At 69.1% G+C, this 21487-nt stretch carries 14 protein-coding genes; 3 read left to right on the top strand and 11 right to left on the bottom strand.

Going from position 1 to position 21487, the window contains the following annotated elements:
• Positions 1-7: 7 nt before the first annotated feature.
• Together FJV41_RS26780 and FJV41_RS26775 are read left to right on the top strand one after the other, a co-directional pair.
• Positions 8-1114, top strand: coding sequence for an esterase/lipase family protein (locus FJV41_RS26780; protein WP_141645399.1), 1107 nt, complete (start codon positions 8-10; stop codon positions 1112-1114).
• A gap of 81 nt (positions 1115-1195) precedes the next feature.
• Positions 1196-2269 carry a hypothetical protein gene (locus FJV41_RS26775; protein ID WP_141645398.1) on the top strand — a complete coding sequence of 358 codons (1074 nt, stop codon included), beginning with the start codon at positions 1196-1198 and terminating at the stop codon, positions 2267-2269.
• Positions 2270-2276: 7 nt separating this feature from the next.
• Here FJV41_RS26775 and FJV41_RS26770 read toward each other — a convergent pair whose 3' ends face one another.
• The 8 genes from FJV41_RS26770 to FJV41_RS26735 all read right to left on the bottom strand — a co-directional run bounded on the left by FJV41_RS26770 (position 2277) and on the right by FJV41_RS26735 (position 16010).
• Complete coding sequence (locus tag FJV41_RS26770) at positions 2277-3368, bottom strand: hypothetical protein (RefSeq protein WP_141645397.1); 1092 nt, start codon at positions 3366-3368, stop codon at positions 2277-2279.
• A gap of 120 nt (positions 3369-3488) precedes the next feature.
• Positions 3489-4247, bottom strand: coding sequence for an iron ABC transporter ATP-binding protein (locus FJV41_RS26765; RefSeq protein WP_141645396.1), 759 nt, complete (start codon positions 4245-4247; stop codon positions 3489-3491).
• On the bottom strand, positions 4244-5218 hold the full coding sequence (locus FJV41_RS26760; RefSeq protein ID WP_246137430.1) for an iron chelate uptake ABC transporter family permease subunit: 975 nt from the start codon (positions 5216-5218) through the stop codon (positions 4244-4246). Before FJV41_RS26760 ends, FJV41_RS26765 begins: the two co-directional genes overlap by 4 nt.
• Entirely contained in the window at positions 5208-6170 is a 963-nt protein-coding gene (locus FJV41_RS26755) for an ABC transporter permease (protein ID WP_141645395.1), read from the bottom strand. Before FJV41_RS26755 ends, FJV41_RS26760 begins: the two co-directional genes overlap by 11 nt.
• 12 nt (positions 6171-6182) lie before the next feature.
• Positions 6183-7184, bottom strand: coding sequence for a siderophore ABC transporter substrate-binding protein (locus FJV41_RS26750; protein WP_141645394.1), 1002 nt, complete (start codon positions 7182-7184; stop codon positions 6183-6185).
• Positions 7185-7353: 169 nt separating this feature from the next.
• Positions 7354-9306, bottom strand: a complete 1953-nt coding sequence (locus FJV41_RS26745) for a M3 family metallopeptidase (protein ID WP_141645393.1) — start codon at positions 9304-9306, stop codon at positions 7354-7356.
• A 202-nt stretch (positions 9307-9508) separates the two neighbouring features.
• On the bottom strand, positions 9509-15037 hold the full coding sequence (locus FJV41_RS26740) for a lamin tail domain-containing protein (protein WP_141645392.1): 5529 nt from the start codon (positions 15035-15037) through the stop codon (positions 9509-9511).
• A 169-nt stretch (positions 15038-15206) separates the two neighbouring features.
• A complete protein-coding gene (locus FJV41_RS26735) occupies positions 15207-16010 on the bottom strand; it encodes an SDR family oxidoreductase (RefSeq protein WP_141645391.1) in 804 nt (267 codons plus the stop codon).
• Between the two features lie 114 nt (positions 16011-16124).
• Between FJV41_RS26735 and FJV41_RS26730 the strand changes: the two genes are divergently transcribed.
• Entirely contained in the window at positions 16125-18755 is a 2631-nt protein-coding gene (locus FJV41_RS26730) for a U32 family peptidase (protein ID WP_141645390.1), read from the top strand.
• 90 nt (positions 18756-18845) lie between these two features.
• On the opposite strand, the gene FJV41_RS26725 is transcribed toward FJV41_RS26730, so the two are convergent.
• The 3 genes from FJV41_RS26725 to FJV41_RS52490 all read right to left on the bottom strand — a co-directional run.
• A complete protein-coding gene (locus FJV41_RS26725) occupies positions 18846-19970 on the bottom strand; it encodes a prephenate dehydrogenase/arogenate dehydrogenase family protein (protein ID WP_281291484.1) in 1125 nt (374 codons plus the stop codon).
• A gap of 4 nt (positions 19971-19974) precedes the next feature.
• Positions 19975-20802, bottom strand: coding sequence for a crotonase/enoyl-CoA hydratase family protein (locus FJV41_RS26720; RefSeq protein WP_141645388.1), 828 nt, complete (start codon positions 20800-20802; stop codon positions 19975-19977).
• A gap of 155 nt (positions 20803-20957) precedes the next feature.
• The coding region (locus FJV41_RS52490) for a hypothetical protein (RefSeq protein ID WP_181790957.1) at positions 20958-21487 on the bottom strand (530 nt) is incomplete at its 5' end.

Below are 21487 nucleotides of genomic sequence, written 5' to 3'. Positions count from 1 at the left end.
GTCCCCCATGAAGCAACAGCCGCTGTTCCTTGCAGTCCTGACGCTCGGTGTCCTGGGCGTCGTCAGTCCGGCCACCGCCGCGGAGAAGACCACCTACCCCGTCGTGTTCGCGCATGGCTTGGGAGGCTTCGACGACATCCTCGGGTACGACTACTGGGGTGACGACTACGGCACCTTCGTGGGTGACCCGTGCAACGAGCTGTTCGAGGTGTCGTGCAACAGCGGCCTGAACAGCGGGCAGCGCGCCTTCGCGGCGGCGGTGCAGCCAGTGCAGAGCTCCGACGTGCGCGGGCTGGACCTGGCCAATGACGTGGAGGGCTTCATGGCCACCGCGGGCTCGTCCTACGTGAATCTGGTGGGCCACTCGCAGGGTGGCATTGACGTGCGCAAGGCCGCGCGCGTGCTGCGCGAGCGCAAGGGCTACACGGTGGTGAAGGCGCTGGTGAGCGTGTCCTCGCCGCACCGTGGCTCGCCGGTCGCCAAGTACATCCTGGACCTGGGGCCGGGCATCACCAGCGTGCTGGACGCGCTGTTCCGCTTCTACGGCGACGTCGTCTATGCCCCGGGCAATGACGGCTACGCGGCGGTGAAGGCGCTCATCTACAACGACGCGGACGCGAACGACGGGAAGACGACGGGCGCGAAGGCCTTCAACATCGCCAACCCCATCAACGCCTCCTACGCGTCCCACTACGCGTCGCTCATCACCGCGCAGCAGGGGCTGAGCGTGAACCCCGCGCTGTTCGTGGTGCGTGAGTTCCTGTTCGACATCGACGGCGACGGCGCTTGCGCCGACGACTGCGACAACGACGGCGCCGGCGGCAAGGGCGACGGCAACCGGTCCGAGCAGGATGACGACGGCCTGGTGGGCATCAACTCGCAGCAGATGGGCTACCGGCTGCGCTACACGGAGCGCCTGGGCTCGGACCTCATCGCCCAGGACTCCGCGCTGGGCTACGTGTCCAACATCAACGCGCCCAGCGCGCTGCAGTCGACCTCCATGTCCAGCGTCATCAACCAGGACCACCTGGACGTCATCGGCCTGGGGCCCGACACGTTCAGCGAGATGGAGTTCTACGCGGCCATCATCGACTACATCGCGAAGGTCGACTGACCCCGCGCTGAGTCGTCCGTCGCCGGGAGGCCCGTCACCTGGCCTCCCGGCGTTCTTCACCGTGCCCCAGGGAGTGGATTCATGCGACAGCGCACGAAGGTCTTGCTGGTGAGCGCGGTGGCCGTGGCGTGTGGCGTGCTGGGCTGGGGCCTGGTCCGGCCCACCGGGGCGGTTGTCCCCACCACGACGCCCGCCTCGCCGTCCACGTCCGGCGCGGCCACGCGGCAGGCCCCTGTCGCGGCCCGTCCCCCGGCCGTCACCGCGCCACCCGTGATGCCCTCCCCTGCCCCAGCGCCCGGTGCCGTGGACGCGGAGCTGGAGGCGCTCGCGACGTCGCTGCGTGAGAAGTACGGGGCGAAGCTCCACGAGCCGTATCTCCAGATACGGATGGTGGAGGAGCTGATGCGCTTCTTCCAGGAGCGCTTCCCGGACCGCTGGGAGCAGGAGCTCTTGGCCTTCCTCAAGGCGAACTTCCCGGAGCACTACGACACGCTGGCGGCGATGCTGCGCAACCGCGTGGACTACGAGAAGTGGGTCCGGGACAGCGAGTCTTATTTGAGAGGGCTGAGCGACACGGAGCGCCGGACGGCGACGTGGGACACGCGCCACCGCCTCTTCGGCAAGGAGAGCGCCGAGCGCATCTGGGCGTCGGAGCGGAAGAACCAGGCCATCGCGGACACGCTGCGGACGCTCGGCGCGCAGGAAGGCGTGAGCCTGGAGAAGAAGCTGTCCACCTACAAGGAGCGCCTCCAGGAGGTGCACGGTGAGCAGGCGGCGGCCTACGTGGAGCGCCACCAGCAGGAGCTGATGAACCGCTTCCTGGACCTGCCCTCCGTGCAGACGGACCTGGGCGCCATGCCGGCCGACGGGCGCGCCAGGAGCCTGCGCTCGGTCCGCAAGGAGATGGGCCTGGACGACGAGGCCCTCCAGCGCTGGGACACGCTGGACCAGAGCCGGGACGCCCGCTGGGACGCGGGCGCGAAGTACATGGCGGAGCGGGAGGCGCTCGCGAAGGAGCTGTCCGGAGAGGCGCTGGAGGCGAAGCTGGTGGAGCTTCGCGCGCGCTACTTCGGCGGTGAGGCGGAGACGATTGGACAGGAAGAGGCCGGTGGCTTCCTGCGCTTCACCCGCCCCCGGCAGTGGGGACGCAACTGACGACGCCTCAGAGCGGTGAGTCGCCCCCTGTGCCAGGGACGGGAGGCTCCACCGGCAGAGGCAGCAGTGCCGGGGTCAACTGATGGCGCTGCTTGAAGCGCGTCCACTCCTCAATGAACCCCTCCAGCTCCTCGTGGCTGGGCCCCGAAAGCCCATCGCGAAGCATCCGGGTCATGAGTTCCTCCTGGGTCGGCGCCCTTCGCGGCGGGAGCTTCTCTCCAAAGCGCTCACGGAGCAGGCTGAAGGCACGGGGTACCCAGCCCGGGGGTCCGTCCAGGGTGAGCGCTGTCTCGAGCGCGCGTGCGGCCATCAGGTCCACCTCCTTGTCCGAATGCCCCCGCAGGGCCTTGAGCATCATGGGGAGGGCCCGGTCCAGCGGAGGGCGCTCGACGAACCCCCGCGCCAGTTGCTCGCGCTGCGCGCCGGTCAACACCACGGGAGTCCTGACGCGTCCATCGTAGAACGCGCGGGCCGAGTCCCCCTCCGGCACCAGCCCATACAACCCATCCCAGCGCGTCGCGGGATGCGCGGACACGCGCACCTGCCAGTCCACCCGCGCCGCCTCCAGATTCCCGCCCCGCCCCACGATGCGCTCCTGCGTCCACTTCTCGTGCGCGTTCCTCGCGAGCGTCACCGCGCGGCGATAGGCCTCCAGGTCATCATTGCTCGCCGGGTAGCGCGTCCCGTACGACTTCGCCACGGCGCGCCACTTGCCGGCCCTGTGCGTCAGGAACGCCACCACCGCGAGCCCTTTCTCGAAGCGAGCGGGTGCCGGACACGCCAGTTCAATCCAATGCACCTCAAGCTGTTCGCCCTGACGGGCATTCCCCTTCCACGCCTCGCGGACGCGCAGGCGCGCGACATGGCCCGATTCCCAGTCCTCCTTTTGAGCGCGCTCGCGCTCATCCTCCGGCAACGGCCATGCCTCCTCGACGTCCGCCCACACCACCCACTCGGCCTCCTCGGTCAGTCCCCAGAGCGTCTCCGGGGGAATGGGGTAGGCCTGGGCGCGAGGCCCCGGAATGAACAGCGCCGCCAACACCAGCGCCATCAACCGAGGGGCGTTCCTGAAACCCCTCTCGAAATCGGCCTCATGCATGGGTCGCTCTCCTCTCGAGTCACCGGAGGCTCTCCCATCCACGCGCGCGCGGAGTCATGCCGACCGCATGCCTCCATCATCCTTTCATCATGAGCCCGCGAGGCAATGGGCCGCGCGACGTCAGCGGTAATGCGTGGCAATCCAGTCGCCATTGATTTGCTGGATGGCGATCTCCAAATCATAGACAGCCCGCAGCACGTCCGGCCGCATGATGTCTTCCGAGCGCCCCTGGAACGCGACCTTGCCGTCCCGCATCGCGATGAGGTGGTCGGAGTAGCAGGACGCGAAGTTGAGGTCGTGCAGCACCAGGACAAAGCTCTTGCCCAGCGTGTTGGCGGCCGTCCGCAGCTGCTTCATCATCGACACCGCGTGCTTCAAGTCCAGGCCGTTGAGCGGCTCGTCCAGGAGGACGTAGTCCGTGTCCTGGCAGAGCACCATGGCCACGAAGGCCCGCTGACGCTGGCCGCCGGACAGCTCGTCCAGGAACCGCGCCGAGAGCGCCTCCAGGCCCATGTGCTGAATCGCCCGCTCGACGTGCTCCTGGTCCTTCACCGTGGGCCGCCCCTTCGAGTGGGGATAGCGGCCGAACGTCACCAGCTCGCGCACCGTCAGCCGTGAGGTGAGGTGGTTGTCCTGACGCAAGATGGCCAGCCGCCGGGCGAGCTCGTCTCCCGGCGTGGTGACGACGTCCAGCCCGTCCACCAGCACGTTGCCGGAGGACATGGGCAACACGCGAGAAATCATCGACAGCAGCGTCGACTTGCCCGCGCCATTGGGGCCGATGATGGAGGTGATGCCGCCGACGGGAAAACGCAGGGAGACGTCGTCCACGACGAGCGTAGGGCCGTAGCGCTTCGTGACGTTCTTCGCCTCGATCATCTCGGGGACTTCCTCATGAGCATCGTGATGAACACCAGCCCGCCCACGAACTCGATGATGACGCGCGGGTTGGTGTCGAAGGCGAAGACCTGCTCCAGGACGACCTGTCCGGCGACCAGCGCCACCGCGGCGACCAGTGCGGCGGCGGGCAGGATGAGCGCGTGCTTGTACGTGCGCACCAGCGCGTGCGCCAGATTGGAGACCAGCAGGCCGAAGAACGTCACCGGCCCCACCAGCGCGCTCGACACCGAAACGAGGATGGCCACCAGCACCAGGGTGAGCGCCACCGTCCGCTGGTAGTCCACACCCAGGTTGATGGCCGTCTCCTTCCCCAGCACCAGGACATCGAAGGTGCGCAGCATCCGGAAGCCCAGGATGGACACGCCCAACGTCAGGAGGAACGAGACGACGAGCAGCTCCTGGTCCGGGTTGTTGAAGCTCGCGAAGAAGCGGTCCTGGAGGAAGATGAACTCGTTGGGGTCGATGAGGCGCTGGAGAAAGGACGACAGGCTCCGGAACAACACCCCCAGCACCACGCCCGTCAGGAGCACCAGGTGCAGGCTGCGACGGGCCCCGCCGAACATCCCCCAGTACAGCAGCCCCGAGAAGGCCACCATGATGAGGACCTCCACGCCGAACAGGAGCCGGGGGTCCAGGCCCGCCACCGTGCCGGAGCCCAGGAAGAAGAGCAGGCACGTCTGGATGAGCACGTAGAGGTTGTCGAACCCGAGAATCGCGGGCGTCAGCACGCGGTTGCCCGTCACCGTCTGGAAGAGCACCGTGGAGACCGCGATGGCGTAGCCCACCAGGAGCGCCGTCGCCAGCTTCCGCCCCCGGAACGGCAGGACGAAGTCCCACTGCCCGCCCACGTCGATGAGCATGAACAGGGCCGCGCAGGCCATCGCCACGCACCCGAGGATGAACAGGGTGCGCTCGGGCCGCCTCACCACCACGAGGCCGTCAGCCGACACGGGCGTCCCTCCTCAGCAGGAGGAAGAGGAAGAGCCCGCTGCCAATGACTCCGGCGATGGTTGCCCCCGGAATCTCGTACGGGAAGCGCACCACGCGGCCGATGATGTCGCAGAGCAGGACGAAGCCCGCGCCCCCCACCGCCACCCAGGGAATGGACTTTCGAGCGTTGTCTCCCATGAACAGGCTGACGACGTTCGGCACCAGCAGCCCCAGGAAGGGAATCATTCCCACGGTGACCACCACCATCGCGGTGACCAGGGAGACGATGACGAGCCCCAGCGCGACGATGCGCGAGTAGCGCAGTCCCAGGTTGGTGGTGAAGGACTCCCCCATGCCCACGACAGTGAAGCGGTCCGCCGCCACATAGGCGCACAGCGTGAGGACCAGCGTCACCCAGAGCAGCTCGTAGCGACCGCGCAAGACGGTGGAGAAGTCGCCCGTCTTCCACGCGTTGACCGACTGGAGCAGGTCGAACCGGTAGGCGAAGAAGGTCGTCACCGAATCGAAGACGCTGCCCAGCACCAGGCCCACCAGCGGCACGATGAGCACCGAGCGCATGGGGATGCGGCGCAGGATGAGCAGGAAGAGCGCCGTCCCCGCCAGGGCGAAGCAAGCCGCGACGAGCATCTTCCCGAGCACGGGAAGCTGAGGGGCCAGGGCCGTGGCGGCCAGCACCCCCAGGCTCGCGGACTCCGCCGACCCCGCCGTCGCGGGCTCCACGAAGCGATTGCGCGCGAGCATCTGCATCAACAGCCCCGCCACACCCAGCGACGTTCCCACCAGCATGACGGCCAGGAGCCGGGGGATGCGGCTGATGACCAACACCTGGAGGGCGCGCTCGTCGGGGCTCGGCGAGAAGAGCGAGTCCCACGACACGTTGCTGACGCCAATGAACAGGCTGACCAGGGCCAGCAGGGCGATGACGGCGGCGGCGGCGATGAAGCGTTTCACGGCCCGGGCAGCCTACTGGGCCCGCGCGGCGTAGGCGTCCGCAATCTGGCTCCGCAGGGCATTCACCGCCTGGATGCCACCGCCAATGAGATAGGTCGTCAGGGGGTCCAGGTAGACGACCTGCCCCGACTTCCAGGCCGTGGTCTGCTGGACCAGCTCGTTGTCGAGCACCTTCTGGGCCCCACCCTGCTGGCCCATGCCCGCGTCACGGTCAATCACGAAGAGCCAGTCGGGGTTCTTCTCCCGGATGAACTCCGAGCCGATGACCTCACCGTGCAGCGACGCGCTGAGCCCCTCGGCGGCCACCGGCACGCCGAAGTCACCGTGGATGACGCCGAAGCGCGAACCCGGACCATAGGCGCTGATGCGGCCTCCGGTGACGAGCACCACCAGCCCCTTGCCTCGGCCCGCCGTCGTCTCCTTCAGCTTCGCGATGGACTCTCGCAGCTGGGCCACCAGCGCACGGGCCTTCTCTTCCTTGCCGAAGATGCTCGCCAGCAGCTCCGTGTTGGCCACCACCGTGTCGATGTAGTTCACGCCGCCCATCGGCAGGTCGACGGTGGGGGCGATTTTCGACAGGCTCGCGTACTTCGCGCTGGAGCGGCCCCCGGTGATGATGAGGTCCGGCTTCGCGGCGTGGATGGCCTCGTAGTCGGGCTCGAACAGCGTCCCCATGCGCAGGTACTTCGCGTCGGCGAACGGCGCCAGGTGGTGCGGGAACTGGTCACCCGCGACGCCGAGGACGTTCACTTCCAGCGCCTGCAGGATGTCCAGGGCGACCAGGTCGAAGACCACGACGCGCTGGGGATTCAGCGGGACGACGGTGGTCCCCTGGCCGTGCTTGAAGGTCCGGCCTTGTGCTTCCGGCACCGCGGGGGCCTGGGCCGCCGGCGCGGGCGCGGACTCCGAGGAGGAGCCGCTCTGGAGCTTCACGGCGATCGCTACGGCGGCCACCACGGCGACGACACCGAGAATCGCGAAGAGGGGAAAGGGACGCCTGTCAGGTGTGCTCACGGTTTCATCCAGCCAGTGCCCGCGGAACGGAAAGACCCAGGTCGCGGGCCGACGCCGCCTCACATACCAGTCCGTGCACGGACACGCACGACTTGATTCTGCAAATCAATATCGAAGTGTAGGCCCAGAGGGGCGCCCGGAATGGCGCCCCCCCTTCACGCCTTGATGCTCACGCCGCCTTGTTCAGCCAGGCCTCGTACGCGTGGAAGTCGTAGTCGCGACCCAGGAAGGCATGCACCAGCCTGGCCGCGTCGTCCGAACCGCCCGGCTCCAGCACCGCGCGCCGGTACGCCTGCGCGGGCTCGGGGGACAACATCCCCTGCTTCTGGAACACGGTGAAGAGGTCCTTGGCGATGACCAGCGACCACATATACGTGTAGTAGTTGGACGAGTACCCCTCCAGGTGCCCGAAGGACAGGTGGAAGTACGTGCCCTCCACGTAGGGGAACGGCGTGTACGTGCCCTGGAGTTCCCTCACCAGCGCGGTGGCGTCCAGGCCCGCCGGGTCCCTCCGGTAGATTTCCAGGCTGAGCGCCGCGTAGAACATCTGCTGGCGCACCCACAGGCCCTTGCCGAACTCCTCCGCGCTGCGCATCCGCGTCACCATCTCCGCCGGCAGCGGCTCGCCCGTCTGGTAGTGCTTCGCGAACGTCTGGAGGCTCGCCGTGTCGCGCGCCCACTCCTCCAGCATCTGCGACGGCGCCTCCACGAAGTCCCACTCCGTGCGCACGCCGGACACGCCCGCCCAGCGCGTGTGGCCGCCGAAGATGTGGTGCAGCAGGTGGCCGAACTCGTGGAGGAACGTCTCCACGTCGTCATGCTGGAGCAGCGCGGGCTCCGTGCCGGGCTTGGGGAAGTTGCACATCAGCACGCCCTCGGGCAGCCGGCGGTCGGACTTGCCGCTGGTGAGGGTGAACTGCGCGGCGTGCTTGTACTTGTCCGCGCGCGGGTGCATGTCCAGGTAGAAGCGGCCCTTCACCGTGCCGCCCTCCAGCACGTCGTAGGCCTCCACGTCCGGGTGCCACACCGTGGCGTCCTGGATGCGCCGGTACGTCACGCCGAACATCCGCGCCGTCAAATCCAGCATGCCCTGCTTCACGCGCGTGTATTCGAAGTACGGGCGCACCGCCTGCGAGTCGAAGGCGTACTGCTCCGCCTTGATGCGGTCCTCCAGGTACGCCTGGTCCCACGGGTCCACGCGCGCGGCACCCGGCACGTCCCGGCGCTTGCGCTCCAGCAGCAGCGCGTAGTCGCGCTGCATGCGCGCGCCGGACGCGTCGGAAATCTTCGCGATGAAGTCCGCGGCGGCCTGCTCGTCGCGAATCATCTTGTCCTCCGTCGCGAAGGCCGCCCAGTTGCGGTAGCCCAGCAGCGTGGCCAGCTCGTGACGGCGCGCCACCATGCGCTCCAGCACGTCCGTGTTGCTGGGGTGGCCCCGCATGCGGAAGGCCCGCCACATCTGCTCGCGCGCCTTCGCGTCGCGCGAGTACGTCATGAAGGGGATGATGTCCGGATAGTCGGTGGTGATGCTCACCTGACCGTCCGCGCCCGGGGGATGGGCCCGGACGTAGTCGTCAGGCAGCCCGTCCAGCGCGGAGGGAGGCAGGGACACCGCGCGCGTGTCCTGGAGCATGTTGCGGCTGAACTCCTGGCCAATGCGGACCAGCTCATCGTTGAGCGCCTTCACCCGCGCGCGGGTGGCGTCATCGCGGTCCACGCCGGAGCGGCGGAAGTCGCGCAGCACCTTCTCCATCCATTTGCGCGTCTGCGCGTCCTGGCCGGAGAGGTCCAACGAGGCGAGCACGTCGTAGACGCCCCGGTCCATGCGGATGTCGGTGGCGAGCGTCTCCAGCTCCTGCTCGGCGGCCTCGGCGGCCTCGCGCATGGCGGCCTCCGGGTGGGAGTGCCGCGCGACGCTCGCGCGGGCCCCCGCATCGTCCAGCGAGGCCATGGCCTCGTCGTACAGCTCCAGCACCTGGACCACGTCGAAGGGGGCGCGAAGCGCCTTGAGGCGGGCGATTCCGGCGCGGGTGGCCTCCATGGCGGCTTCACCGGAGCGTCGGAACTCGGCGGGCGGACAGGTGATGAGGCGGACGGCGTCGGGGACAGGCGTTTCAGGCACGGGCTGCTCTCCTGGGCGTGCTGCTGACGGGAAGTGTGCGCCGCAAAGGTAATCCGCCCGCCGCCTCCGGGCAGCAGCCTTTGATGGCCGGACGGCACTCTGGCCGACAGTGGGCCCGCCGCGCCTGAGCCTCGGAAGACAGGGAGGCCGCCCCGGCGTACAGCCAGGACGGCCTCCCGTACCGCTCAGGATGTCCCGCGGACTACGGCCGCTCGGTCCCGCTCAGGGAGTTCTGCGGCTGGCGGGTGGTGCGAACCACGAAGTCCGCGCTGTTGTTGTTCAAATCGGAACCGTTGCCCCGGCTCGCGTCGGAGCCGCCCTCGGCCATCGTGGCCTGCGTCGACGTGGGCAGCGCCTTGCGCTCGATGCTGCCGCCCGCCGCCGGGTGGAACGGACCGGCCGCGGAGCCCTCCGGCGAGTTCGCCGTCCCCCACCCCAGCTTGTCCACCTCGATGGGAGTGGGCGTGCTCAGCGACTGACCGATGCGGACATGGCCGCCCGTCGTCGTGGAGGCCGACAGGTCGAAGCCGGACCACGTCGCATCCGCGGCCAGCGCTCCGGTTCCGGTGTAGCCCGTGTGCGCGAGCAGGAAGTAGCCGTGCGCGGGGATGACCTTGCCGGCGGGAATCACGAAGGTGCCCGTGTACGTGGACCCCCCCGCCGACTTGTACTGCATCATCCAGCCGCTCAGGTCCACGACCTGGTTCGTCGGGTTGTACAGCTCGACGAACTCGTCCGTCTGCGACGTGATACCCCGGCCGCTGACCTCGCTGATGACCACGTGGTCCGCCACCGGGAGGACCTCGTCCACCGTCACGGTGCCGTAGCTCGCCGGGACCCCAGGCGAGACGACGCCGCTCTGGTCGCAGTAGACCCACGTGTCAGCGCCCACAGGGCCACGCGTGAAGCGGTAGCGGAAGCCGTAGAGGAAGCTCCCGTTCGTGGGAATCTGGAGGGTGGCCAACATCTCGTCGTCGTTGCCGCCGAGCGCGCCATAGCTGGGGTTCGGCGTCGCGGGCACCCACGTCCAGGACTCCGGGGCGTTGGCGTCCGTGCCGTAGCCCAGCTCCGAGACGAGGTACGGGAAGTGGTCATTGCCCGCCGTGCTGCGCGTCGTCACCTGCGGCTCGTAGACGCGGCTGGTGACCTCATGGGAGGAGCCGCGCGCGATGACCGCCGGGAACGACTTGGGGGACTCGATGGCGCAGAACTCCACGGGCGGCTGGATGTCCACGCCGCACGTCTCGTTGGGCAGGCCCGGCGTGCCCCGGTCTCCGCCCGACAGCTCGTCGTTGGACGCGCACCAGAACCAGGAGTAGCGGCTCGCGGTGCTGCCCACCAGCTCCGAGGACAGGCTCAGGGAGCGGCCCGCCACCAGCGGGAACTCCTCGTCGTAGGTGAGGTCGTCCATCACCACGCCATTGACGCGAAGGGACAGCTGGCCCGTGCTCTCCAGCTCCAGGGCGTTCCCATAGCCGTAGTCCGCGTCCACGCCACCGTTGGTGGCGAGGTCCGGGTTGCTCGCCAGCACCAGGATGCCGCGCGCCGGCAGCACCACGGCCGCGCCCGGGCCCTTGTCCACCGAGACGGTGGTCGTGGCCGAGGAGATGAGCGAGAGGCCGTTGATGTTGAGCAGCGCGTCGGACGTGCTCGTCACTTCGATGTACTCCGTCGTGCCAGTGCTCGGGGAGGCCATGACCTCGGTGATGATGAGCGTGCGCTCGCCGGGCGCCGCCGCCGTGGTGCACGCCGCCTGGTAGCAGACGGCATCCACACCGGTGCACGCTGACGCGGTGGGCACGTAAACGCACGTCGGCTCACCGGCCAGAATCTCGCAGGTGGCCTCATACGTCACCACCTCCACGCCCGACTCGGAGCACTCGGGCGCACGGGGCGCGCACACCTGGCTGCCACACGCGCTGGGCAGGTCCAGGGAGGTGGTCGTCAGCGGGCTGGAGTTCCCCGCGCCGTCCACCACGCGCACCGCGAAGTAGTACGTGCGGCCCACCGCGAGGCCCGCGACGGTCGCCTCCTCCTGCGCTCCAGGCAGGCCCGGCGTGCCCGTGGGCACCACCACGGCCACCTCGAAGTTCGTCTCGTTCAGCGGCGCCAGGCCGTAGCGCAGCTGGTAGGACGAGGCCTGGCCCAGCTGGCCGTCGTCGCCCGTGGCGACCCAACGCAGCCTCACGGAGTCAGCGCCCACCACGCTCGCCTCGAGCGTGGCCACCGGCGAGGGCACCTGGTCGTCGATGATGGACAGCGCCCTGGAGGCGGCCGGCAGGCTCGCGTCGGACACGGAGGCGGTCAGCGTGTAGTCCCCCTCCTGGGCCACCGAGAGCGTGGTGAAGCGCGCCACACCCGCGACGGCCGTGGCGGTGACGTCACCGTCGAGCACACCGCCGCCCGAGAGCGAGAGCGTCACCACCGGGGCACCACTGGACGAGGTGTTGCCGAACTCGTCCTGTACGGCCACGCTCACCGCGGCGAGCACCTGGCGCACCGAAGCCGAGCCCGGTGCGGACACGAAGCCCAGCCGCGCCGGGGCAGCGGCGTCCACCGTCACCTCGCGCGCCGCCGACACCGCGAGCGCGGCGTCCGTGAACGTGACGGTCTGCGTGCCCGCGGTGCGCAGGGCAATGGTGAAGCCGTGCTCCCCCTGGTCCGCCGCGGTGAACGTGTGGGCGGTGAGCGGCCCCGCGTTGGCATCCGTCGCCGACGGCTGCACCGTGCCCACGTAGTCGCGGGACAGGTTGTCGAAGCGGTCCCTCGCGCTGACGGAGAACACATGGGCGACACCGGCCGTCAGGGACTCTGTCACCGCCGACACGCGCAGCGCGGTGGCCACGCCGGCGCTCACCGTCACGGCCTCGGAGGCGGACAACGTCGCCTGCTGGGTGTCCACGGCGGACAGCGTGGTCGCCTGCGCCTGGGCGAACGTCACGCTGAAGACGTGCCGGCCCGCATCCGTCTCGGTGAAGGTGTACGGCCCCGGAACCGTGGCCCCGGGGTCCTGCGCCACGCTCAGCGCCACCGTGCCTCGATAGCCGGCGGCCTGATTGCCATACGCATCCACCAGCGTCACCGTCGCGCTCACCGACTGACCGGCGGCCGGAGACGCCATCGACAGCACAAGCGACAGCGACTCCGCGTTCCCCGGGGACACCTGCGTGCTCCGGGTGATGGACAGTGCCCCGCCCACTTCCGCCGCGGTGATGGAGCGCTCGCCGGCGCTCTCCAGCGTCACGCTGAACGTGAAGCGGCCCGCATCCCCGGCGGTGAACACGTGCTCGGGAGGCAGCGTGGCGCGAGGGTCGTCCGAGGCGAAGTCCACCTCGCCGGTGTAGCCCGTGACGAGGTTGCCAAAGCGGTCCCTCACGCTGAGGGTCAGCGTGTGACTGCCACCCGCCGCCGCCTGCGTCGGCAGCCCCTCCAGGTCCAGGTGGTGGGCGGCGTCGTTCGTCACCTCCACCTCCATGAAGGCCGTGAGCTGCGCGTTGGCGGTGTCGGTCGCCGTCACCCGGCGGAGGCCCATGTTGGCCAGCACGACGTCGGAGAAGACGTGGCGTCCCTGGTCCTGCGCGGTGAAGGTGTAGTCGGCGGGCAGCTCCGCCTCCGGGTCCGTGGACGTGAAGCGCACGGTGCCCGAGTAGCCCTTGGCCACGTTGTCGAAGCCGTCGAACGCCGTCACCTCCACGCTCTGTGACTGGCCGGCGATGACGGGCGCCACGAGCCCCGTGAGCGCCAGTCGGGACGCCGCTCCCGCCTCGATGACGAACTCATCGCTCTGCACCGTCAGCCCGTTGGCGCTGGCGGAGAAGCGATAGGTACCCGCGCGGTCGATGCGCAGGTCGGAGAAGAGGGCCACGCCAGAGGCGGCGGAGACCTGCTTCGGCTCGAAGCCCGAGCCCCCCACCAACGACAGCGTCACCGGCAGGCTGGCCGTGGTGACGACCTCGCCCTGCGCGTTCTGGAGGGAGACTCGCACGCCCGCAAGCGACACGCCCGCGGTCCCATTCACCGGCTGCGTGGTGAAGGCCAGCTGCGTCACCTCGGCGTTCAGCGTCTGGAAGGACAGGCTGTTGGAGAGCGCGGAGTTGCCGCGGTTGTCCGTCACCCGCAGCGCGACATGGTACGTCTGGTTCGCGACCAGGTCGGTGACCTGCGCGGACTCGGCGGTGCCCGGCTCGGCGGGAGCATTCACGCCCCCCACCGGCGTCGCCGCGTCGAACTCCGCGTCGGTGAGGATGGGGGACAGCGAGTAGCGCAACGTCTGCGACGTCGCCCGGCCCACGCTGCCGTCATCACCCACGGCCACCCACGTCACCGTCGCCGACTCCGTGCCGAGCGTCCCCAGCGAGAGCACGGGCCGAGCGGGCGCCACGTCATCGACGACCGAGATGGCGGTGCTGCTCGCCTCCGTCAGTCCCGTCGCGCTCGCCCGGAGGTGATAGCTGCCCTCCGTGCTCACCCGCAGCCCGGTGAAGCGAGCCACGCCCTCCACCGGCGCGACCTCCTGAACCCCGGAGAGGTCGCCTGTTTCCACCAGCGACACCGCCACGGGAGGAGCCCCCACCGCCGAGAGGTTTCCAAAGGCATCCCGCAGGGACACCTCCACCGGAGACAACACGGCGCTCGTCGAGGCCAACGCGGGCACCTGGGTGAACACCAGCGCCGACGCCTCCCCCGCCACCACGCCCACGTCCTGCTGGGCGCGCAGCGCGGCGACACTCACATCCTGAAGCGTGACCTGATGGCTGCCCGCGCGCTTGAGGACAACCCCCGTGAAGGTGAAGCGCCCCGCATCCGTCTGGGTGAAAGCATGGGGCCCGGGCAGCGAGGCCGTGGCATCCGTGGAGCTCACGGACAGCGTGCCGGTGTAGTTCGTGGCCACGTTGTCGAAGGCGTCACGCACCGTCACCTGTGCCGAGCGCGCCGCGCCCGCGACAGCGGTGGACTCCAACCCGTCGATGTCCAGCGAAGCCGCCGCGGCCGGAGCCACGGAGAACTCGGCGCTCGTCGCATCTTCCATCCCCGCCGCCGACGCCTTGAGCTGGAAGTTCGCGCCGGCCTTCTTCAGCACCACGTCCGTGAAGCTCGCCGTGCCACCCACCGGCGTCACCGTGAGCGTGCCCTCCAGCGCGACATCCCCTGGGTTCGCCGCCAGGGACAACGTCACCGCCGCCGTCGCGCCCAGGACGGGGCGACCTTGAGCGTCGCGGAAGCGCACGCTCAGACCGGTGATGGGCGCGCCCGCCGTGGACTCCACCGGCGCGGGGATGAACTCCAGCCGCGTGGCCACCAGCGCGACGAAGTTGAACGAGGGCCGGGAGGCCAACACCACCGCGCCCCCTTCGGCCGCGACGGAGACCGTCACCCGCTTGGTCCCCGCGTGCGCGGTCACCACGGTCGCCACGGCGACGCCCTGGCTGTTCGTCTGTCCCGGCTGCAACACCAGGTTGCCGTCGCCCTCCACCGCCACCGTCACCGTGCGCCCCGCGAGCGCGGTGCCGTTCTTGCTCCTCACTGTGACAGTGACCGTGCCCTGGTCCGCGCCGTCCGCCAGCACGTCCCTCGCCGGCGCGAGGACCACCGTGGATGCGGTGGCGTCCGGCAACGTCGAGGGCGTGGGCAGGGGCTGCGGATCCGGGTCATCACCACAGCCAACGAACAGGCCAAGACACAGCGCGGCCAGCCCGAGGAGTCGGGCTGACGGGGCAAGGCGTACGGACATGCGGATCTCCGGGATGCGAGCTGTCCCCCCCCAGGGAAGACTCCACTCGCGGGTTGCAATGCCTTGTACCAGACATCGCCACCCGCCACGTAGACCCAGGTCACAAGTTTGCAATTACAACAAATTTCACAGAGGAGGTCGTGAGCACCCCATCCCCCTCTGTGTCGGGCTACATCCCGATGGCCGCCATGAGCGCGGCGCCGCCCAGCAGGGACTGGCCGCCATCGCAGACCATGATGGAGCCGGTGATGTAGGACGCGGCCTCCGAGGACAGGAAGAGGGCCAGCCGCGAGATGTCCGCCTTGGTGCCGAAGCGCTGGAGCGGCAGGGCCTGGGCGAGCCGCTGGTGGCCCTCCTCGCTGGGGGCCAGGCGGCGCATGCCCTCGGTGTCCTCGATGGGGCCGGGCGTAATCGCGTTGACGCGCACGCCGGCGCCGCCCCACTCGAGCGCCAGCACGCGGGTGAGCATGTCCACGCCGGCCTTTGCGGCGCACACGTGGGCCTGCATGGCCATGGGCAGGTAGGCCTGGGGCGCGGAGATGTTGATGATGCTGGCGCCGGGCTTGCGCAGGTGTTCGAAGCCGGCGCGACAGAGGTTGAAGGTGCCCAGCACGTCGATGTCCATGACGGCCTTGAAGCCGTTGGAGGACATGCCCAGGGCCGGTGCGGGGAAGTTGCCGGCGGCGCCACAGATGAGGATGTCCATCTCACCGTACGCGTCGCGCACCGTCTGGAGCGCCTTCTCCACGGAGGCGTAGTCGCGCACGTCCGCGGCCACCCCCATGGCGGTGCCGTGGGCCTGGAGGCCCTTCACCGCGCCCTCCAATTTCTCCACATTGCGACCGTTGATGGCCACCTTGGCCCCCGCCTTCACGAACGCCTCGGCGATGCCGAGGTTGATGCCGCTGCTGCCGCCCGAGATGAACGCCACCTTGCCCGCCAGCAGCCCGTCCTTGAACACGCCTTCAGCCATGACTCGTCTCCTGTGGAAGCAACCGGGCGGCGACTTGACCAGAACCTGCCGCACTGCGTCCACGGGCGCGTGAGGACGGGCGCGATGACAGCCTCGCTGTGGTAGAGGGCGGACATGCGCCGTCGTCCTGAAATCCTCGCCCCCGCTGGAGACCTCGACTCGATGAAGGCCGCGCTGGCCAGTGGCGCGGACGCCATCTATTTCGGGCTGGACGAGGGCTTCAACGCGAGGGCCCGGGCGGAGAACTTCTCGCTCGCCACCCTGTCGGAGACGCTGGCGCTGGTGCACCGCGCGGGCGCGCGCGCGTTCCTGACGATGAACACGCTGGTGTTCGAGCCGGAGCTGCCGGTGGTGGAGGACATCCTGCGGCGAGTGGCCGCCGCGGGGGTGGACGCGCTCATCGTCCAGGACCCCGCCATCGCGCTGGTGGCTCGCGCGGTGTGTCCCCAGATGGAGGTTCATGCCTCCACGCAGATGACGATTTCGAGCGCGGAGGGTGCGCGTTTCGCTCGCGGATTGGGTGCCACGCGCATCGTCGTGCCGCGAGAGCTGTCGGTGGCGGAGATTGGACGGCTGGCGGCGGAGACGGACATCGAGCTGGAGGTGTTCATCCACGGCGCGCTCTGCATGTCCTGGAGCGGCCAGTGTCTTACGAGTGAGGCGTGGGGTGGACGCTCGGCGAACCGGGGACAGTGCGCGCAGTCCTGTCGGCTGCCGTATGACCTGGTGGTGGATGGACAGACGAAGGACCTGGGCGACGTGCGCTACCTGCTCAGCCCCAAGGACCTGGCCGGTGTCATGGCGGTGCCGAAGCTGATTGAGATTGGCGTGCACTCGCTGAAGATTGAAGGCCGGCAGAAGGGGCCGCAGTACGTGGCCACGGCGGTGCAGGGTTATCGGCGGTGGGTGGACGGTGTGTCCGCGGGCAAGGCGGATACGGGTGCGCTGCGCAAGGACCTGGCCGACATGACGCTGTCGTACAGCCGGGGCTTCTCACACGGCTTCTTCGCGGGCTCGGACCACCAGACGTTGGTGGAGGGGCGCTTCCCCAAACACCGAGGCGCTTACCTGGGCGTGGTGGAAGCGGTGCAGGGCCGCGACGTGCTCGTGGCGGAGGACCCGGAGGGACGTCCGTGGACGGGCGGGCTGGGGCAGGACGACGCGCGGACGAAGTCGGAGGCGCCGCAGGGCAAGGTGTCTTCGCCGCTGGAGGGCGATGCGCCGGTGGCCGCGGAGCTGTCGCCTCGTCCGGGCATGGGCGTGGTGTTCGACGACGGGCACCCGGAGGACAAGCACGAGGCGGGCGGGCCGCTGTTCCGCGTCGAGCGCACGAGTCACGGCTGGGTGCTGGGCTTCGGCAATCCCGGGCCGGACATGGGGCGGGTGGCGCGCGGGCAGCGTGTCTGGGTGACGAGTGATCCTTCCCTGGCGAAGCACACGGAGGAGCTGCTGGCGCAGGGTGAGCCCGAGGGCCGTGTCCCGCTGGCGCTGACGGTGTCGGGGACGGCGGGAGGGCCGCTGGTGGTGACGGGCACGGCGCGAGGAGGCCACGTGGCCACGGCGTCGAGCACGGTGCCGCTCGCGCAGTCTCGCGGGGGTGGGATGGACGCGGCGCTGCTCAAGGACAAGCTGGCGGCGCTGGGTGGCACTTCGTTCCACCTGACGGAGCTGGACACGACGGCGCTGGGTGCGGGGCTGCATCTGCCGGTGTCGGAGCTGAAGGCGCTGCGTCGCTCGCTGGTGGCGGAGCTGACGGAGGCGGTGTCTCGGGGACCGGCGCGCACGGTGCGGGAGACGGCGGTGCTGGAGGAGGTTCGGGCCTCGCAGCGCGAGCGCGTGGTCGCATCACCGGTGGCCGACGGTGCGCGGTTGTTGCCGCTGTGTCGGACGGACGAGCAGCTCGAGGCGGTGATTGCGGCGGGGCTGCCGGAGGTGGAGCTGGATTGGATGGAGCTGGTGGGGCTCCAGCGGGCAGTGGAGCGGGCGCGGGCGGCGGGGCTGCGCGTGACGATTGCGACGGTGCGGGTGCAGAAGCCCGGCGAGGAGGGCTACGACGCGCGCATCGCGAAGCTGAAGCCGGACGCGGTGCTGGCGAGGCACTGGGGCGCGATGATGCACTTCCTGGAGCGGCCCTTTGCGCCGGGGGAGACACGGCCGGCGCTGCATGGGGACTTCTCGCTCAACGTGACCAACTCCGTGACGGCGCTGCATCTGTTGGGGCTGGGGCTGGACACGCTCACGTTCGCGCATGATTTGGACGCGGTGCAGTTGGGGGCGATGTTGGAGCACCTGCCGGCCGAGCGTTTCGCGGTGACGGTGCACCATCACATCTCGACGTTCCACACGGAGCACTGCGTGTATTCGCACACGCTGTCGCATGGGCGCGACTTCAAGAGCTGTGGACGCCCGTGTGAGAAGCACCGGTTGTCGCTGAGGGACCACAAGGGCCTGGAGCATCCGGTGGTCGTGGACGTGGGCTGTCGGAACACGGTGTTCAACGCGCAGGCGCAGAGTGCGGCGTCGCTGGTGCCGTCGCTGCTGGCGCGAGGAGTGAAGCGTTTCCGGGTGGAGTTCGTCCGTGAGTCACGCGAGGAGGCCACGCGTGTCCTGGGGGCGTATCAGGAGCTGCTCGCGGGCCGCATCTCTCCGGCGGAGGCCGTGCGCCGCGCGGCGGTGCATGAGCAGTTCGGTGTGACGAAGGGGACGATGAAGGTCCTCAACCCCGCGTTCACCGTCCAGCGCTGAGCTGGGGCGAGGCGGCGAGCGAAACGGTCCGGTGTGCTTGCGGCAAGGGCTTTCGCCGAAGCGTTCAGCGAGGGGCGAACTCCCGGGGGCTCACGTGTCTCCGTCGGGTCCAGCAACGGAGTCACGAGAAAGGCGAAGCACGGCACGGAAGACATCGTCCAGCGCGGCGGTGTCGAGTCCGTCCCACTCGGCCCACTGACGTCGGGTCTCCATCATGGAGGACTCACGCTCCGCATCGGGAAACGGCAAGCCGTGCGCCGACTTCACACGGGCCGCCTCTTGAACGAGGCGTGCACGCCGAGCGAGCAATGACACGAGTTCGCGGTCGACACTGTCGATGCGCTCTCGAACCCCCAGGAGCGCGGGGGGCGCGGACTCAGGCGTCGAACTCGCGGCCCCTGCTTGTGGTTCGAGTCCCTGATGGAGCTGCGTGAGTGCATCCATCAACCGGACACGGGCCTCTCGCGCATACGGGTTCTCCGTCTGCACGACGGCGAAGAGGTGTGGCACCTCCAGCCGTGCGTACTCTTCAAGCCGAGCCATGGGCTGGAAGCTGGGAGGCGCGAAGGGCAGGTCTCTGCCCGCCCCTGCCTTCACAAGTCCGTGGGCCAGGAAGAACGTAAGCACATGGGTGCGGGACATCAGCTCGTCATGGGCCTCGGGCGACATCTCCGTCACCTCGCAGCCCAGGAGTTCGAACAGCGCACGGGTGCGGCGCACGGCCTCTGGGTGGAGAGTGTTCGGACACACCACGGTGCGCCGAGTATCGCCACGCGCGAGGCTCGCGGGGCCGAAGAGCGGATGCGTGCCCACCCAGGGAATGTCACGACCCAGCACGGAGGCGAGCACCTGCACCGGCCGCACCTTCACGCTGCCCACGTCGATGACGAGGTGGGAAGGCGACAGAATGGGGCGCAGCGTCGTCAGCGCCTCGCGCATGACAGAGACAGGCATCGCCAGTACGAGGACCGTGGAGCGCGCGGCCAGCTCCGCGAGCGAACGTACCTGCAGCTTTGGAGGGACCTCGTCCTGCCTCGGGTCAAACACGCTGTGCGGCACGCCCGCGTCGGACAGCAGCCCCGAGAGGGCGCGACCGAAGCGCCCATAACCCAGCAACCCAACCGTCTCCGTCATTCCGTGGGACTCCCGAGACTCGACTTCACGGGAATCCTCGCACTGTGAGCGCAGCGGGTGAAAGCCCCTCGTGAGAGGGATGGGCTCACCGGCCCACGAATTTCGCGGGGCGACGCTCGGCGAAGGCGGAGAAGGCTTCTGCGAGGTCGTGGGATTGGAGGAACGCGGAGTTCCACACGGCGACGTAGCGCAGGCCGTCCGATGTGGACTTGTCCGCGCAGTATTCCATCACCTGCTTGGCGCCCTGGACGACGAGGGGCGGGTTCTCGGCGATGCGTCGCGCGGTGGCGCGGGCCTGGGTGAGCAGTTCCTCGGCCGACGGGAAGACCTCGTTGACGAGTCCCATGCGGAGGGCGCGCTCGGCATCCACGTCGCCACCGGTGTAGGCCAGCTCGCGAGTGTGTCCCTCGCCGATGATGCGCGGCAGGCGATTGAGAGCGCCCAGGTCCGCGACGATACCGACCTTCACTTCGCGCAGGGAGAACTTCGCGTCGCGGGAGCAGTAGCGGAAGTCACACGCGGCGATGAGGTCCATGCCACCGCCGATGCACCAGCCATGCACGGCGGCGATGAACGGCTTGCGACAGCGGGCAATGCCTTCGGTGGACTGCTGCATGTCGCCAATCAGCTTCAGGAGCTTCGTGCGCTCCTGGGCGAGGTTGTTGTCACCGGTGAGCAGCGGCCCCAGGGACTCCATCATCCCCATCAGGTCCAGGCCATAGGTGAAGTGGTCCCCGTTGCCCCGGACGAGCACCACTCGCACGGATTCATCCTCGTCGAGCGCGCGAATGGCCTCGGGCATCTCCCGCCAGAAGTCCGGGCCCATGGCGTTGCCACGACCGGGGCCCAGGAGAATCACTTCGGCGACTCCATCCGCCTTCTCAATGCGCAGCGACTTGTAGGTGGTGTCCATGACGGCCTCCCGCGTGAGTGGGCGAACCGTACCTCACCCACACGGAAGCAGTGTGCGTCGCATCGAGCGCCGCCATCTGTCTGGGCAAGAACAGCCCGCCACTGACGCGCATCGCCTCGGCGACGGGAGGCGGTGCCCACGCGAGCACCTGGCCGCTACTTCCGGGCCGCGCGGAACACCTCGGTCAGCCGCTTCATCTCCGCCTCCACCGCTGGAGTGGTGGCATCCGCGAGCCGAGGGGTGACGACGAGGAACAAGCCCTTCCCACCGTCCACCCACTCCACCTGGTCCGAGGGCAGCTGCTCCAGCATCTTCCGGTCGAACTGCTCCAGGTGTCCCCGGCCCAGGAAGTTGGCCCAGTACACGCCCGCGAACATGGGCCCCAGCGTCACGGCGGGGTTGTAGTCACCGGACTCCAGGTCCTCGTAGCGCGCCAGGGGATGGATGGCGGCGAACTCCGTCGTCTCGGGAGCATGGGCCGCATGGAAGGCCTTCAACAACCGCGCGGAGCCCGCCTCGTCCTCGTACGACGCGCCCTCGAACTGGAAGACGAAGGTGTTGAGCCCCCTCACCCGCCCCTCCGTGGCGACGAAGGGAGAGATTCCCACCGTCAGCGTCCAGGGCCACGGCGTGGCTCCCCACGCCTTCAGGTACGGGTGCTTCTCCTTCTTGGGAATCTCCGCCA

The sequence above is a fragment of the Myxococcus llanfairpwllgwyngyllgogerychwyrndrobwllllantysiliogogogochensis genome (assembly GCF_006636215.1).
In the GTDB taxonomy this organism is placed as follows: Bacteria; Myxococcota; Myxococcia; order Myxococcales; family Myxococcaceae; genus Myxococcus; species Myxococcus llanfairpwllgwyngyllgogerychwyrndrobwllllantysiliogogogochensis.
Note: the sequence above shows the minus strand (reverse complement) of the source record. Positions and strands in the feature narration are given on the sequence as shown.